This is a genomic window from Streptomyces sp. SID10853, assembly GCF_010548145.1.
Lineage (GTDB): Bacteria > Actinomycetota > Actinomycetes > Streptomycetales > Streptomycetaceae > Streptomyces.
This window is the reverse complement of sequence record NZ_JAAGLN010000199.1, coordinates 1-13,302: the sequence shown is the minus strand read 5'-3', so window position 1 is coordinate 13,302 and position 13,302 is coordinate 1. Positions and strand designations below refer to the sequence as shown.

General features: G+C 69.6%; 14 protein-coding genes. 4 read left to right on the top strand and 10 right to left on the bottom strand.

The features are described from left to right. Nucleotides 1-359: type II toxin-antitoxin system PemK/MazF family toxin (locus G3I19_RS27985; RefSeq protein ID WP_164266501.1), on the top strand; the 359-nt coding region annotated here is incomplete at its 5' end. Nucleotides 360-497: 138 nt separating this feature from the next. Here G3I19_RS27985 and G3I19_RS27980 read toward each other — a convergent pair. From G3I19_RS27980 to clpS, 6 genes are all read right to left on the bottom strand, one after another. Beyond that, on the bottom strand, nucleotides 498-1,448 hold the full coding sequence (locus G3I19_RS27980) for a cysteine synthase (protein ID WP_164266500.1): 951 nt from the start codon (nucleotides 1,446-1,448) through the stop codon (nucleotides 498-500). 8 nt (nucleotides 1,449-1,456) lie between these two features. Next, the gene (locus G3I19_RS27975) at nucleotides 1,457-1,735 is read right to left on the bottom strand and encodes a MoaD/ThiS family protein (protein WP_164266499.1); all 279 of its coding nucleotides are present in this window, start codon (nucleotides 1,733-1,735) and stop codon (nucleotides 1,457-1,459) included. Between the two features lie 379 nt (nucleotides 1,736-2,114). Beyond that, entirely contained in the window at nucleotides 2,115-2,531 is a 417-nt protein-coding gene (locus G3I19_RS27965) for a M67 family metallopeptidase (RefSeq protein WP_164266497.1), read from the bottom strand. 150 nt (nucleotides 2,532-2,681) lie between these two features. Further along, nucleotides 2,682-4,115 carry an amino acid permease gene (locus tag G3I19_RS27960; RefSeq protein ID WP_164266496.1) on the bottom strand — a complete coding sequence of 478 codons (1,434 nt, stop codon included), beginning with the start codon at nucleotides 4,113-4,115 and terminating at the stop codon, nucleotides 2,682-2,684. A 367-nt stretch (nucleotides 4,116-4,482) separates the two neighbouring features. After that, nucleotides 4,483-5,169 (bottom strand): DUF2017 domain-containing protein, encoded by a 687-nt coding sequence (locus G3I19_RS27955; RefSeq protein ID WP_164266495.1) that lies wholly within the window; start codon nucleotides 5,167-5,169, stop codon nucleotides 4,483-4,485. Further along, the gene (clpS, locus tag G3I19_RS27950; protein WP_164266494.1) at nucleotides 5,169-5,483 is read right to left on the bottom strand and encodes an ATP-dependent Clp protease adapter ClpS; all 315 of its coding nucleotides are present in this window, start codon (nucleotides 5,481-5,483) and stop codon (nucleotides 5,169-5,171) included. The genes G3I19_RS27955 and clpS overlap by 1 nt, the downstream gene beginning before the upstream one ends. 165 nt (nucleotides 5,484-5,648) lie before the next feature. Here clpS and G3I19_RS27945 point away from each other — a divergent pair, with 165 nt between their 5' ends. Both G3I19_RS27945 and G3I19_RS27940 read left to right on the top strand, forming a co-directional pair. Next, nucleotides 5,649-6,977 carry a nicotinate phosphoribosyltransferase gene (locus tag G3I19_RS27945; protein WP_164266493.1) on the top strand — a complete coding sequence of 443 codons (1,329 nt, stop codon included), beginning with the start codon at nucleotides 5,649-5,651 and terminating at the stop codon, nucleotides 6,975-6,977. Between the two features lie 196 nt (nucleotides 6,978-7,173). After that, the gene (locus tag G3I19_RS27940) at nucleotides 7,174-7,758 is read left to right on the top strand and encodes an isochorismatase family protein (RefSeq protein ID WP_164266492.1); all 585 of its coding nucleotides are present in this window, start codon (nucleotides 7,174-7,176) and stop codon (nucleotides 7,756-7,758) included. A 139-nt stretch (nucleotides 7,759-7,897) separates the two neighbouring features. Here G3I19_RS27940 and G3I19_RS27935 read toward each other — a convergent pair whose 3' ends face one another. After that, complete coding sequence (locus G3I19_RS27935) at nucleotides 7,898-8,209, bottom strand: hypothetical protein (RefSeq protein WP_164266491.1); 312 nt, start codon at nucleotides 8,207-8,209, stop codon at nucleotides 7,898-7,900. A gap of 123 nt (nucleotides 8,210-8,332) precedes the next feature. Then, nucleotides 8,333-10,747: an immune inhibitor A domain-containing protein gene (locus G3I19_RS27930; RefSeq protein WP_343235230.1), complete on the bottom strand. Its 2,415-nt coding sequence runs from the start codon at nucleotides 10,745-10,747 to the stop codon at nucleotides 8,333-8,335. A gap of 387 nt (nucleotides 10,748-11,134) precedes the next feature. Here G3I19_RS27930 and G3I19_RS27925 point away from each other — a divergent pair, with 387 nt between their 5' ends. Further along, nucleotides 11,135-11,467, top strand: a complete 333-nt coding sequence (locus G3I19_RS27925; protein ID WP_164266490.1) for a hypothetical protein — start codon at nucleotides 11,135-11,137, stop codon at nucleotides 11,465-11,467. 34 nt (nucleotides 11,468-11,501) lie between these two features. Here G3I19_RS27925 and G3I19_RS27920 read toward each other — a convergent pair whose 3' ends face one another. Then, nucleotides 11,502-12,191, bottom strand: a complete 690-nt coding sequence (locus tag G3I19_RS27920; protein WP_164266489.1) for an RDD family protein — start codon at nucleotides 12,189-12,191, stop codon at nucleotides 11,502-11,504. Between the two features lie 64 nt (nucleotides 12,192-12,255). Then, the coding region (locus G3I19_RS27915; protein ID WP_164266488.1) for an RDD family protein at nucleotides 12,256-13,302 on the bottom strand (1,047 nt) is incomplete at its 5' end.

The following is a 13,302-nucleotide window of genomic DNA, read 5'->3' as shown; positions in this document are numbered from 1 at the left end:
CGACGGGCCGGCCACGGAAGCGGCCCGGGCGCCCGGGCCGGCCGGGCCGGGTGCCGCGGGCGGGCGAGATCTGGTGGGCGCTGGTCCCGTACGAGGACGGTCCCGGCGGCAAGGACCGGCCGTGCCTGGTGCTCTCGGTACGGGGTGACGCGGCACTGGTCGCCAAGATCACCAGCAAGCACCACGAGGAACGGCCCGGGGTGATCGCGCTGCCGGCCGGTGCCGTGGGCGACGCGCGGGGGCGGCGGAGCTTTCTGGAGACGGACGAGTTGCGGGATGTCCGGGTGGGCGAGTTCCGCCGGTGGGCGGGCGATGTGGACCGGACGGTGTGGGACCGGGTGCGGCACCTGGCGGGGTAGGCGGACTCACTAGCCGTGACTCACACCCGGCCGTCCGGACCGTACGGACGGATCAGGCCGGACCCGCGTGGGCCCGGCCTGAATCCGTACCGCTTCCGTACAGCAGCTTCGGTATAGCAGCTTCCGTACAGCGAAGCCTCAGGCCCAGAGCTGGCCCTGGAGTGTTTCGATGGCCGCTTCGGTCGTGGGGGCCGTGTAGACGCCGGTCGACAGATACTTCCAGCCGCCGTCCGCCACGACGAACACGATGTCCGCCGGGGTCCCGGCCTTGACCGCCTTCTTCCCGACGCCGATCGCCGCGTGGAGTGCCGCGCCGGTCGAGACACCCGCGAAGATGCCTTCCTGCTGGAGCAGTTCACGGGTGCGGGTCACCGCGTCCGCGCTCCCCACCGAGAAGCGGGTGGTGAGCACCGACGCGTCGTACAGCTCGGGGACGAAGCCCTCGTCCAGGTTGCGCAGGCCGTAGACCAGGTCGTCGTAGCGCGGCTCGGCGGCGACGATGCTGACGTCCGGGACGTTCTCGCGCAGATAGCGGCCGACGCCCATGAGGGTGCCGGTGGTGCCGAGGCCGGCCACGAAGTGGGTGATGGACGGCAGGTCGGCGAGAATCTCCGGGCCGGTGGTGGCGTAGTGCGCGCCCGCGTTGTCCGGGTTTCCGTACTGGTAGAGCATCACCCAGTCGGGGTGCTCGGCCGCCAGCTCCTTGGCGACGCGTACGGCTGTGTTGGAGCCGCCCGCCGCCGGTGAGGAGATGATCTCGGCGCCCCACATGGTGAGCAGGTCACGGCGTTCCTGCGAGGTGTTCTCCGGCATGACGCAGACAATGCGGTAGCCCTTGAGCCTGGCCGCCATGGCGAGGGAGATGCCGGTGTTGCCCGATGTCGGCTCCAGGATGGTGCAGCCCGGGGTCAACCGGCCGTCCTTCTCGGCCTGTTCGACCATGTGGAGGGCCGGGCGGTCCTTCACCGAGCCGGTCGGGTTGCGGTCCTCCAGCTTGGCCCAGATCCGGACGTCGTCCGAAGGGGACAGCCGCGGGAGCCGTACGAGCGGGGTGTTGCCCACCGCCGCGAGCGGGGAGTCGTAGCGCATCAGGGGGCTCAGACCATGCCGCCGGCCACGGCCGGAAGGATCGTGACGCTGTCGCCGTCGGCCAGCTTGGTGGAGATGCCGTCGAGGAAACGGACGTCCTCGTCGTTGAGGTAGACGTTGACGAAGCGGCGGAGCTGGTCGCCGTCGACGATGCGCTCGCGGATGCCGTTGTGCCGGGACTCGAGGTCGGTGAGCAGGTCGGCGAGGGTGTCGCCGCTGCCTTCGACGGCCTTGGCACCGTCGGTGTACGTGCGGAGGATGGTCGGGATGCGGACCTCGATGGCCATGGCTGGGCTCCTGTCGGATGATGAGGCGGAGGGCGCGGCAGCGCGCGTGGTGCCGGTAATGCCGGTGGTGGTGCGTGTGCTTACGCGGGGCCGCGGCTCAGACGGCAGCGCGGCGCGGACAGATTGCGCTGTCGAGGCGGCACAGGTCGACGTGCAGCCGGGCGGCTCCACATCCAAAGGCTCCCAGCAAGAGAGTGGACGCGGAGCGCAGCATGACGGGCATCGCGCCCGGCGTCTTTTCGCTCACGTCTTGGGAAACCATGCGCTCATCGTATCGATTCCCGCCCCCCGATCCGAGGTGTGATCTCGGCATGCGGGATCAATCCGTCCGACTGACGGACAGACGTCGGGCGGACCGCTGGGCGGACCGCCGGGCCGACTAGGGAATGACGGTCACTTCCTCCTCGGTGACCACGCCGTCGGTGATGCGGTAGGAGCGGAACTGGAAGGGTCCGGCGCCGTCCGTGTCGGCGGTGGAGACGAGGACGTAGTGGGCGCCGGGCTCGTTCGCGTACGTGATGTCGGTACGGGAGGGGTACGCCTCGGTCGCGGTGTGCGAGTGGTAGACGATCACCGGCTCCTCGTCGCGGTCGTCCAGATCGCGGTAGAGCTTCAGCAGGTCCGCCGAGTCGAACTCGTAGAACGTGGGCGAGCGGGCGGCGTTCAGCATCGGGATGAACCGCTCGGGGCGTCCGGAGCCCTCCGGGCCCGCGACCATGCCGCACGCCTCGTCGGGGTGGTCGGCGCGGGCGTGCGCCACGATCTGGTCGTACAGGGCCTGGGTAAGGGTCAGCATGCCGTTCAGGATAAGCAGCAGGGCCAAGAGGGCCGCGCGCAGCGCGTCAGGCAGGGTGGCGGTGGGCGACATGTGGGCACCCCTGTACCGGAGTGCGGTACAGGGGTGCCCACATGCTGGGAAAGGGGGTGGGGAGAAGGCCGTTTCCGGTCAGCTCTCGCGCTTGGCGAAGGCCGCGCCTTCCGGGTTGCGGGCCCGCAGCACCAGATACGTCACGCCGAGGAGTACGGCCCAGAAGGGCGCGGCGTACAGCGAGACGCGGGTGTCCTTGTCTATCCCCATCATCACGATGACCAGGGCGATGAAGGCGAGCGAGAACCAGCTGGTCCAGGGGGCGCCGGGGGCCCGGAAGCTGGACTTGGGGAGTTCGCCGCGCTCCGACTTGGCGCGGTAGCGGATCTGGCAGATCAGGATCACGATCCAGGCCCACATACCGGAGATGGTGGCGAAGGAGACGACGTAGTTGAACGCCTGGCCCGGCCACTGGTAGTTGATCCACACGCCGACGAGCATCAGCGCGGCGGAGACGGTGGTGCCCAGGAGCGGGGTGCCGCTCTTCGTCAGGGACGTGAACGCCTTCGGTCCCTGGCCGTTGAGCGCCAGGTCGCGCAGCATGCGGCCGGTGGAGTACATGCCGGAGTTGCAGGAGGAAAGGGCGGCGGTCAGTACGACGAAGTTCACGATGCCCGCGCCCACCCCCAGGCCCATCTTCTGGAAGGCGGCGACGAAGGGGCTGACACCGGGGCTGAAGTCGGTCCACGGGACGACCGAGAGAATCATGATCAGCGCGCCGATGTAGAAGACCGCGATACGCCAGGGCACGGTGTTGATGGCCTTGGGCAGGACCTTCTTGGGGTTCTTGGACTCCCCCGCGGTGACGCCGACCAGTTCGACGGCGAGGAAGGCGAACATCACGATCTGGAGGGTCATCAGGGTGCCGGTGATGCCCTTGGGGAAGAAGCCGCCCTGGTCCCAGAGGTGGGTGACGCTCGCGGTGTCGCCGGCGTCGGAGAAGCCGATGGTGAGGATCCCGGCGCATATGAGGATCATGCCGATGATCGCGGTGACCTTCACCATCGAGAACCAGAACTCCAGCTCACCGAAGAGCTTCACGGATATCAGGTTCACGCCGTAGAGGATGATCGTGAAGACCAGGGCGGAGAGCCACTGCGGGATGTTCCACCAGTAGGTCATGTAGGTGGCGGCGGCGGTGACTTCGGTGATCCCGGTGACGACCCAGAAGAGCCAGTAGGTCCAGCCGGTGACATAGCCCGCGAAGGGGCCTATGAACTCCCGCGCGTACTCCGAGAAGGAGCCGGAGACGGGGCGGTACATGAGCAGCTCGCCCAGGGCCCGCATGATGAAGAAGATGACCAGGCCCGCGATGGCGTAGGCGAGGATGAGGCTCGGTCCGGCTTTGGCGATGGCCTTGCCCGCGCCGAGGAAGAGGCCGGTGCCGATGGCGCCGCCGATCGCGATCATCTGGATCTGGCGGGCTCCCAGGCCGCGCCTGTATCCCTCGCCCGATCCGGCGTCCTCGGCCTCACTGCCGTCATATTCCTGGTCGACCTGCACTGAGGTCATGGTGGTGCGCCTTTCTCCATGCCGATCCGGCCTGACGAGGCTCGGATCGACTGTGACGATCCTGGAGGGCAGAACCCGCGGATGGTGGAGTGCTGTCGGCGGTCGGCCTGACTGGCGGCCCCGGGGGCGGGGGGTGGTGTCCCCGGGTGGTCGTAAGATTTAACACGGCTGGGAAAGAGATCATCCCGGTGAAATGTGACTCACGCCACTGGAAGAACCGGACGAAGAGCACCGGGCGGAGCAAAGCAATCCGCCACGGTGACGTCATCGTTATCCGGATTTGAGCGTCCTTTGAGCGGACGGCCGGGCGGACACCTGGGCAGAAGCCGCCCCTGAGGGGCCGGGCGGCCGGGCGGATCGGCGCCCGTTACGGCATCAGGGTCTCGACCAGGGTTTCCTGGAGCGCGCCGAGCCAGAGGTAGGCCATCACCATCGGCTTGCGCGGGTCGTCGTCCGGGAGCCGGTAAAGCCCGCCGTCCTCCGTCTCGTCCTCGTCGGAGACGTCGAGGCGGGTGCCGATGGTGAGCCGGAGGTCGTTGAGCGCGCCGAGCCAGTGGCGCGACTCCTCGGCCGAGAGCGTGAGCAGCACGCTGCCCTCGGGAAGGGCGCGGGCGCCGCGCTTGCGGCGGCCCTTGCGGGTCGACCCGCGCGGCTCCTGGGGGCCCTCCTGGGGTGTGCCGGGGTCGCCGTCGGCGCCCTCCCCGCCCGGCCCGCCCGCGCCCGCCTGGTCGAGGGTCCGTACCAGCGCCAGCGCGTCCTCGCGCTTGCGGGCGCGCAGATCGTTCTCGGTGAAGCGGCGGAACTCCGACGAGAAGTCGGGCTCCTCGTCGCCGTACGCGTCGGGGAAGAGCCGGGCCAGCGCCGGGTCGTCCGGCGGCTTGCTCGGGCCCTCGGAGAACAGCGAGGCCAGTGGGTCCTCGCCGTCGACCGGCTCCTCGCCGGGGCCGACCAGCTCAAGGAGCTGGACGGCGAGGGAGCGCAGGATGGACATCTCGACCTCGTCGAGCGCGACGGCCGCGCCGCCGCCCGGCACCGCCTCGAACTGTCCGGCCATCAGTTGCGGTCCTGGGTGAGAGTGGCCCACAGGCCGTAGCCATGCATCGCCTGCACGTCGCGTTCCATTTCCTCGCGGCTGCCGCTGGAGACCACGGCCCGGCCCTTCTGGTGCACGTCGAGCATCAGCTTGTGCGCCTTCGCCTTCGAGTAGCCGAAGTAGCTCTGGAACACATAGGCGACATAGCTCATCAGATTGACCGGGTCATTGTGGACGAGCGTCACCCACGGCACGTCGGGCTCGGGGACCGCGAAGGTCTCCTCGGCCGATTCAGGACGTTCGATCTCTACAGGGGCGACACTCACAGGTCCCATGCTGCCACCCGCGGAGTGGCGGCGCACACACCGGTCCCTAGATCTCGTCACTCTGACGAAATAGGGGGTAGCATCCTTCGTACGCCCCATCGAACGGGGGAAAGCCCCGGGAGAACCGGCCGGCGGAGCCGGACCGGCCCGGACGAAAGTGCGAGGTTGACCGTTGTGAACGTTGCGGACCTTGGCCTGCCGGTACATGTGCCGTCGACAGCGCTCTTCACGGACCAGTACGAACTCACGATGCTCCAGGCAGCCCTGAAGGCCGGCACCGCCGACCGCAGGTCTGTCTTCGAGGTCTTCACCCGGCGGCTGCCCGAGGGGCGCAGGTACGGCGTCGTGGCGGGCACCGGGCGGGTCCTGGACGCCGTCGAGAACTTCCGCTTCGACGAGGACCAGCTCCGGTTCCTGCGCGAACAGAAGATCGTCGACGGACCGACCGCCGAATGGCTCGCCTCCTACCGCTTCAGCGGCGACATCTGGGGCTACCCGGAGGGCGAGGTGTACTTCCCGGGCTCCCCCGTCCTGCGGGTCGAGGGCTCCTTCGCGGAGTGCGTCCTGCTGGAGACGGTGATCCTCTCGATCCTCAACCACGACTCGGCCATCGCGGCAGCGGCCTCCCGGATGAACGCGGCGGCCGGCGGCCGGCCGCTGATCGAGATGGGCGCCCGCCGTACCCACGAGCTGGCGGCCGTCGCATCGGCCCGCGCCGCGTACGTCGGCGGCTTCTCCACCACGTCGGACCTGGCGGCCGGATTCCGGTACGGCATCCCCACCGTCGGCACCAGCGCCCACGCCTTCACCCTGCTGCACGACGACGAGCGGCAGGCGTTCACCGCCCAGGTCGCCTCGCTGGGCGGCGACACCACGCTGCTGGTCGACACCTATGACGTGGCCGAGGCGGTCCGTACCGCCGTCGAGGTGGCGGGGCCCGAGCTGGGCGCGGTGCGCATCGACTCCGGCGACCTGCTGCTCGTCGCGCACAAGGTCCGCCAGCAGCTGGACGCGATGGGCGCCACCAAGACCAGGATCGTGGTCACCTCCGACCTGGACGAGTACGCCATCGCCTCGCTGGCCGCGGCGCCCGTCGACGCGTACGGGGTCGGCACCCAGCTCGTCACCGGCAGCGGGCACCCCACCTGCTCCATGGTCTACAAGCTGGTGGCCCGCGCCACGTCGTCCGACCCGCAGGCCCCGCTCCAGCCGGTGGCGAAGAAGTCGCTGGGCGCCAAGACCTCACGCGGCGGCCGCAAGTGGGCGGCGCGCAGGACCGACGCCGACGGGGTCGCCGAGGCCGAGGTGATCGGCACCGGACAGGTGCCCGCGGAGCTCCAGGACCAGCAGCTCCTGGTGAAGCTGGTCAAGGGCGGCGAGGTCATCGAGCGCGAACCGCTGGACACGGTGCGCGAGCGCCATCTGGCGGTCCGGGCCACCCTGCCCATGTCGGCCTTCCAGCTGTCCCGGGGCGAGCCGGTCATCCCCACCGAGTACGCCTGAGCCACACCGGCCGCACCGACGCCTCCACAGGCCGGCCGCACTCACCGTACGTACGGGCCTCTCCCGTACGTACGAACCCGTCCCGTACGCATGAACCACAGGTGAGCGGGAATGGAACGGCTGCCGGGTGCCTCCCGCGCCTCCGTCACGCCGTCCGACCGCCACCCCTTCTCCCCCCAGGACAAGGAATCCCGCCATGCACCGCGCCCTGATCGTCGTCGATGTGCAGAACGACTTCTGCGAAGGCGGAAGCCTCGCGGTCTCGGGAGGCGCGGATGTCGCCGCCGCCGTCACGGACCTGATCGGCCAGTCCACGGCCTGCTACCGGCATGTGGTGGCCACCCGGGACCACCATGTGAACCCGGGCAACCACTTCTCCCGGAACCCGGACTACGTCCACTCCTGGCCGCCGCACTGCGTCGCGGGCACGGAGGGGGTGGGCTTCCACCCGAACTTCGCGCCGGCCGTGGCGTCCGGCGCGATCAGCGCCGTCTTCGACAAGGGCGCCTACGCGGCCGCGTACAGCGGCTTCGAGGGCCTCGACGAGAACGGCGTACCGCTGGCCGACTGGCTGCGGGCCCGCGAGGTCGAAGAGGTCGACGTGGTCGGTATCGCCACCGACCACTGCGTGCGGGCGACAGCGCTCGACGCGGTACGGGCCGGGTTCGGCACCCATGTACTGCTGGGCCTGACGGCCGGGGTGGCCGAGGCGACGACGGACCGGGCGCTGGAGGAGATGCGGGCGGCCGGCGTCGAACTGACCGGCAAGCCGGTGGTCTGAGGGCCCGTGGTCCGAGGGCCGGTGATCCGAGGGCCGGTGGTCTGAGCTCCGGTGGCCCGAGCTCCGGTGGCCCGAGGGCCATGGTCCGAGGGCGCCGCCGCCCCCGGGGCCGGCCCGCCCTGCGCCCCCTACCGGCCTCTTACGCCCACACGCTCTCCCCCAGCAGCGCCCTGATCGGATGCCAGAGCTCCGCCTCCTCCTGCGGCGCCGCGCGCCAGAGCAGCCCGTCCGGATGGTGCAGGACGGCCGTGATCTCGTCGGGCGTCGGTGGCTGCGCGTTACCGCGCAGATACACCGCGCGCATCCCCAGATTGCGCACCCGGGTCAGGGCGCGCGCCCGGTTCGCCGCGTGCACGAGGATCCGGACGTGGGTCATCCGGTCCGGGCTCGGCAGGGTGAGAGCGACCACCACGCTGCCGTTCGGAAGTCTGCTGAATCCGCTACCTGGCATACCGTTCATCTCCCCCGTGAGACGTTGTGTCAATAAGAGCCGTGCAAGAGGCACCTAAACACGATCGGCCGCCGCCCGCTAGAGGGCGACGGCCGATCATGCTCTGACCTGCGAATATGCGCTTCAGCGGTGCGAGGCGCCGACCTGGACCGTGATCGTCGAGCCGTCCAGCGGCTGCTGGAGGATCGAGATCCGGGTGTTGGTGTCAGTTACCTTCACACTTCCGGTCCCGTTTTCCTTGTACCAGTACGTGCCCTGGTGATCATCGAAAACCGGCCGTCCGAGCTGCGGCAGGACCCGCTTGGCGACGTCCGCGTTGTGCAGCGTGAACCCGGGTGTCGGGTACCAGCTGAACGGCGCGTCGAAGGGCTGGATCTTGTTCCGCATGACCGTGCCGTCCGCCCACTTCAGCGGCTTGGCGTGCGAGTCGACCGGCAGGATCAGACCCTGGCCCGGATGCGCGCTGACGTTGTTGTCGGGCTGCGAGGTGTCCCACTGCCAGATCATCAGGCCGCGCTGGTACGGGTAGTACTCGACCCAGTCCGGACGGGTCTTCGAGAAGCCGAAGTTGTACGGGCCCGTCTTCAGCGTCCGGTCGTACGACACGTACTGGCGGTTCTCCGCGATGTAGTACTGCGGGTAGTCCTTGGTGAACGACTCCCCGATGCGCGAGAAGCCCTTCGAGGTCCAACCGGCGTCGTCCGTCTCGGCGTTGTCCGTGAAGAGCGGGGCGCCGTCGGCGTTCACCGAGATCTTGTCGGCGGCGAAGCCCTTGCCCGCGACACCGCCGTCGGACGAGTAGCGGAAGCGGAGGTCGATCTTCTTGCCCGCGTAGGCGTCCAACGGGTACGACAGGCTCTTGTACGCGGCCGACACACCGGTCAGCGCGGGCTTGTCACCGCCGTCACGCGGGATCTGCGCACCGTCCGCCTTGCCGTCGATGGCGGTCCAGTTGGCGCCGCCGTCCGTGGACACCTCGGTGTAGAGGAAGTCGTAGTCCTTCTCGATGTCCCACCAGCCCGAAAGGTCCAGTGACGCCTTGGACTTGCCGGTGAGGTCGACCGGGCGGGTCAGGGTGTTGGAGAGGTCGTCGCCCATCCCGCTCCACCACTGCTTGCCGCCCTCGGCCGGCTTCGTGATCGTCGTGGTCACGGGCTTGTCCGGCAGCGAGACGACGAGCGCCTGCTTGTTCTTGGTGTTGTACTCCGAGACGCCCAGCTTGTGGGTCGACTTCTTCGCGGCCCTGGCCGTGTCGTAGTCGAGCCAGCCCAGTTGGAGCTTGTCCCAGGCGGACATGTCGCCCGGCTTGTTGCCGATGGCGTTGTCCCCGGTGCTCAGCCAGGAGCCCGCCGACATCAGTGACCAGAAACCGACGCCGTTCTCAGCGGTGTTGGTGGTGTCGTACTCGTCCGGCAGCCCCAGGTCGTGGGCGTACTCATGGGCGAAGACACCGAGGCCGCCGTTCTCGGGCTGCATGGTGTAGTCGCCGACCCAGATGCCGGAGTCACCGATCGGGGTGCCGCCGGACTTGTTGTCGGCCGGGCCCGTCTTGCCGGTGTCCGTGCCGTACACGTAGGAGCGGTGCGCCCAGAGCGCGTCGGCGCCCTCGGCGCCGCCGCCCGCGGACTCGTCCTCGCCGGCGTGCACGATCTGGAAGTGGTCGATGTAGCCGTCGGGCTCGTTGAAGTTGCCGTCGCCGTCGTAGTCGTAGCGGTCCCACTGGTCGTAACCGGCCAGGGTCGCCTTGATCTCGGCGTCACTCCGGCCGGCCGCCTTCTGGGCCTGGGCCCACGCGGTGACCCCGTCGCGCACCAGGTCGCCGGCGTTGGCGCAGATGCTGGAGCCGCAGTAGTTGGAGCCGTACCGGGCCTCGTTGTACGGGACGGTGACCCAGTCGGCGACCTCGCCGTCGACCGAGTAGCGGCCCGATGAGGTCTTCTCGTAGTACGACTTGAGCGAGTCCTTGCCCTTGCCGGTACCGAAGTAGAGGTCCTGGAAGTGCTGGCGGTTGTAGTCCGCCTGCCAGGCAGTGCTGTTGTCCTTCTTGCGGTCCGGCTGGGCGATCTTGTTGTGCGCCGGTCCCGGCGTGCCGCCGTACTTCTTCACGGGCGGCTGCGGTCCGTCGGGGCCGTCCGGGTCGTACATGGTGGTGTCGTCGACCGTGTCGCCGAACTGCACCAGGATCGTGAATATCTTGTCGGTCTTCTCGCGGCCGAGCTCGACGTACTTCTTGTCGTCGAGGCGCACCACCTGGGAACCGCCGTGCGACTGCACCTTCTTGTGGCCGGATATGACCTGCTGCAGCGCGGACTGGTGTTCCTTGTTCTGCTGCTTGCTGAACGGGCCGTCCAGATTGTGCTTCTGGTCCTTGAGCAGCGTCGCCGGGTCTCGCCGGTCGATCTTCTTCGAAGTGGCGCTGCCCGTGGGGGCCTTGGTGTCGGCCTGGGCGGTGGCGTACGCCGAGGCGGTGGCCGTGGTCGCGGCGATGGCCACGAGCACGGCGGCTACCCGGGTCGTTGCCCGTCTCTTGATATTCACTTGGTGCTGTCCTCCCCGAACGCGTCGCAAGTGACGACATTCGACCGGAGGTGCGAGAGAAAAGACAGATCTTGACTTGAACACACCAATTGCATTATGCAGAGCGCCGTTTCCGGTATCCGGACGGCACACAGCTGCTTCACATCGGCCGCACAGCTGAGACCGGTGTTCTGGGGAGGACCTCACCGAGGGTCAACGGGCGCGCCGGTCCGGCCGGTGAGTGGTGGACGTGACTCCGTGCGCCCCCTGTGCACCGGCACCGTGGGTTAGGCCACGCTTACCGATGGTTCCGCTCGGGCATCCGTCGGATTAGAGTCGCGCTCGACGTACGTGCCGACACGCTCGCCGAGTCGACCACCCACCGCTGTCCCTAGGACGGATATCGCCATGACGCGTCCGACTGCCGCACAGCTCTTGTATGGTTCGGCCACCGTCGTCTTCTCGACTCTCGCGATGCTGCTGCTCTCGCGCACCTCATCGGGCGTCGGAGTCGCGGTCATCGTCGTGGCGGCGCTGATCCTCGGTCTGCTGGTCGCGGTGACCGTGCCCATGCCGAAACCGGCCCGCCAGGCCGGCCCGGCCGGCGGCCACGAGCCCGGTACGGGCCGTACCGCCACCACCACCGACGCCTCCGCCGCGCCACCCGGCCTGCGGGTGCCCGCCCCGACGGCGAGGAGCGCCCCCGCCGAACGGGTCGGCGGCCACTCACTGCGCGGCTGAACGGCCGTCCCTCCGCGCTCCCCCTCCCCCGGGCCTACGGGGTCGTCACCACGACCACGGTCTTCGCCGCCTTGTCGTGCAGCCCCTGCTTGTACGGCCGGTCGAAGAAGCTCCAGCCGCCGCAGATCGCGGTCCACACACAGGCACAGCAGAAGACCGCGGGCAGCCAGAGCACCGCGGCCCGGACGAACGCCGCCTGCCCGGTCGGTGTGGTGCCGTCGTTGAGGTTGGCGCACCGCAGGTTCAGCAGCCCCTTGCCCACGGTCTGCCCGTTGCGCTTGACCGTCATGAACGTGTCGTAGCCGATGTAGAGGACCGCGGCGATCAGGCTCTGGCCCACCGACCGGCCGTAGTTCATGTGGTCGGTGTTGTATCGCAGCCCGCCGAAGATCAGTGAGATCAGCCAGACCACCACGGCGACGATCACGATGTCGATGATCCGGGCGAGCACCCGCTTGCCGCTCGGCGCGAGGGGCGGCATCCCGGCGAGCCGCTGGTCGTCGCCGTACGCGTTGCCGCCGCCGTAGGCGTTCGGATCGTACGGCGGGGGTGCGCTGCCGCCGTACGGATTGCCGCCACCCGGGGGCGGCGGGGGTGGCGGCGCACCGCCTCCCCCGTACGGACTGTCGCCGCCCGGAGGCGGCGGCGGGTAACCGCCCTGCGGCTTCTTGCGGAACGGGTCGTCCTCGGGGGGCTCTCCGGGCGGCGGCTGATCGGTACTCATCTCCCGAGTCGACCGCGCCCGGCGGTGCCCCGCATCCGGTCAGGGCCGTACGGGTGAGACCGCGTCAGCCCGCTGCCACGAAGGTCCGGGCCGCCTTGTCGTGCAGACACTGCCGCCACGGCCGGTCGAAGAGGCACCAGAGCACGTTGACGATACCCACCACCAGCAGCCCGAGCACCCCGTACAGCAGCCAGCGGGTGACAGCTCCGCCGAAGGACGGCGGTTCGTAGGACTCCATGTCGCGGACCTGGACCTGGCAGAGCTTCTTGCCGAGGGTGCGGCCCCACTTGGCGGTCGGCAGGGCCTCGTACAGCAGTCCCAGGACGAGGAACGCCCCGATGGCGGCGCCCAGATATCCGGCCGTGGTCCCGTCGAGCAGCCAGACCGTGACGGTGGTGCCGGAGAGCTTGGCCTCGTCGATCTTGCCGCTGATGTGGTCGGCGGCCTTCGTGAGGAACGGTACGGCGACCGCGCCGGCCACCGCCCCCAGGACGACGGTGTCGATCAGCCGGGCGGCGAACCGCTTCCCGAGCGACGCCGGACGGGCGGCGGCCTGAGCGCGGGCGGCCGCCTGGAACGGGTCCTCGACCGGGGGCTTCCACGGCGGCAGCCGCTCCTGGTCGGCCCCTTCGCCCGCGCGGGCGAGCTGCTGCACCTGCTGGGGCCAGGAAGGCGCCGGTGCCGGTGGGCCGGCCGCTTCCGGCGGATACGGCTGCGGCGGGACCTGGGCCGGGGGCTGGAACTGCGGCTGGGGCTGGGGCTGTACGGGCTGCGGCTGCGCGGGCTGGGACTGTACGGGCTGGGGCTGGACCGGTTGTTGCTGCGGTGCGGCCTGTCGGGGGGTGGCCTGCTGTTGCTGCGGTGGGGACTGCTGGGGCTGCTGGGACGGCGGGCGTACGGCGCGGATGGACATGGTGCCGTCCGTCCTGCTCGTACGCGCCGTGCCGGGGCCGCTGCCGGTCCCGGCTCCCGGTCCGCTGCCCGTGCCCAGTGCGCGCAGGGTGACGGTGCTGTCGGGCGGCGGGGTCTGACGGCCTGTGGGGAGCGCGGGGCGGGAGGACTCCGGTCCCGCGGGCAGTTCGGCACGGCGCGGCTCGGGGACCGGGCGGCC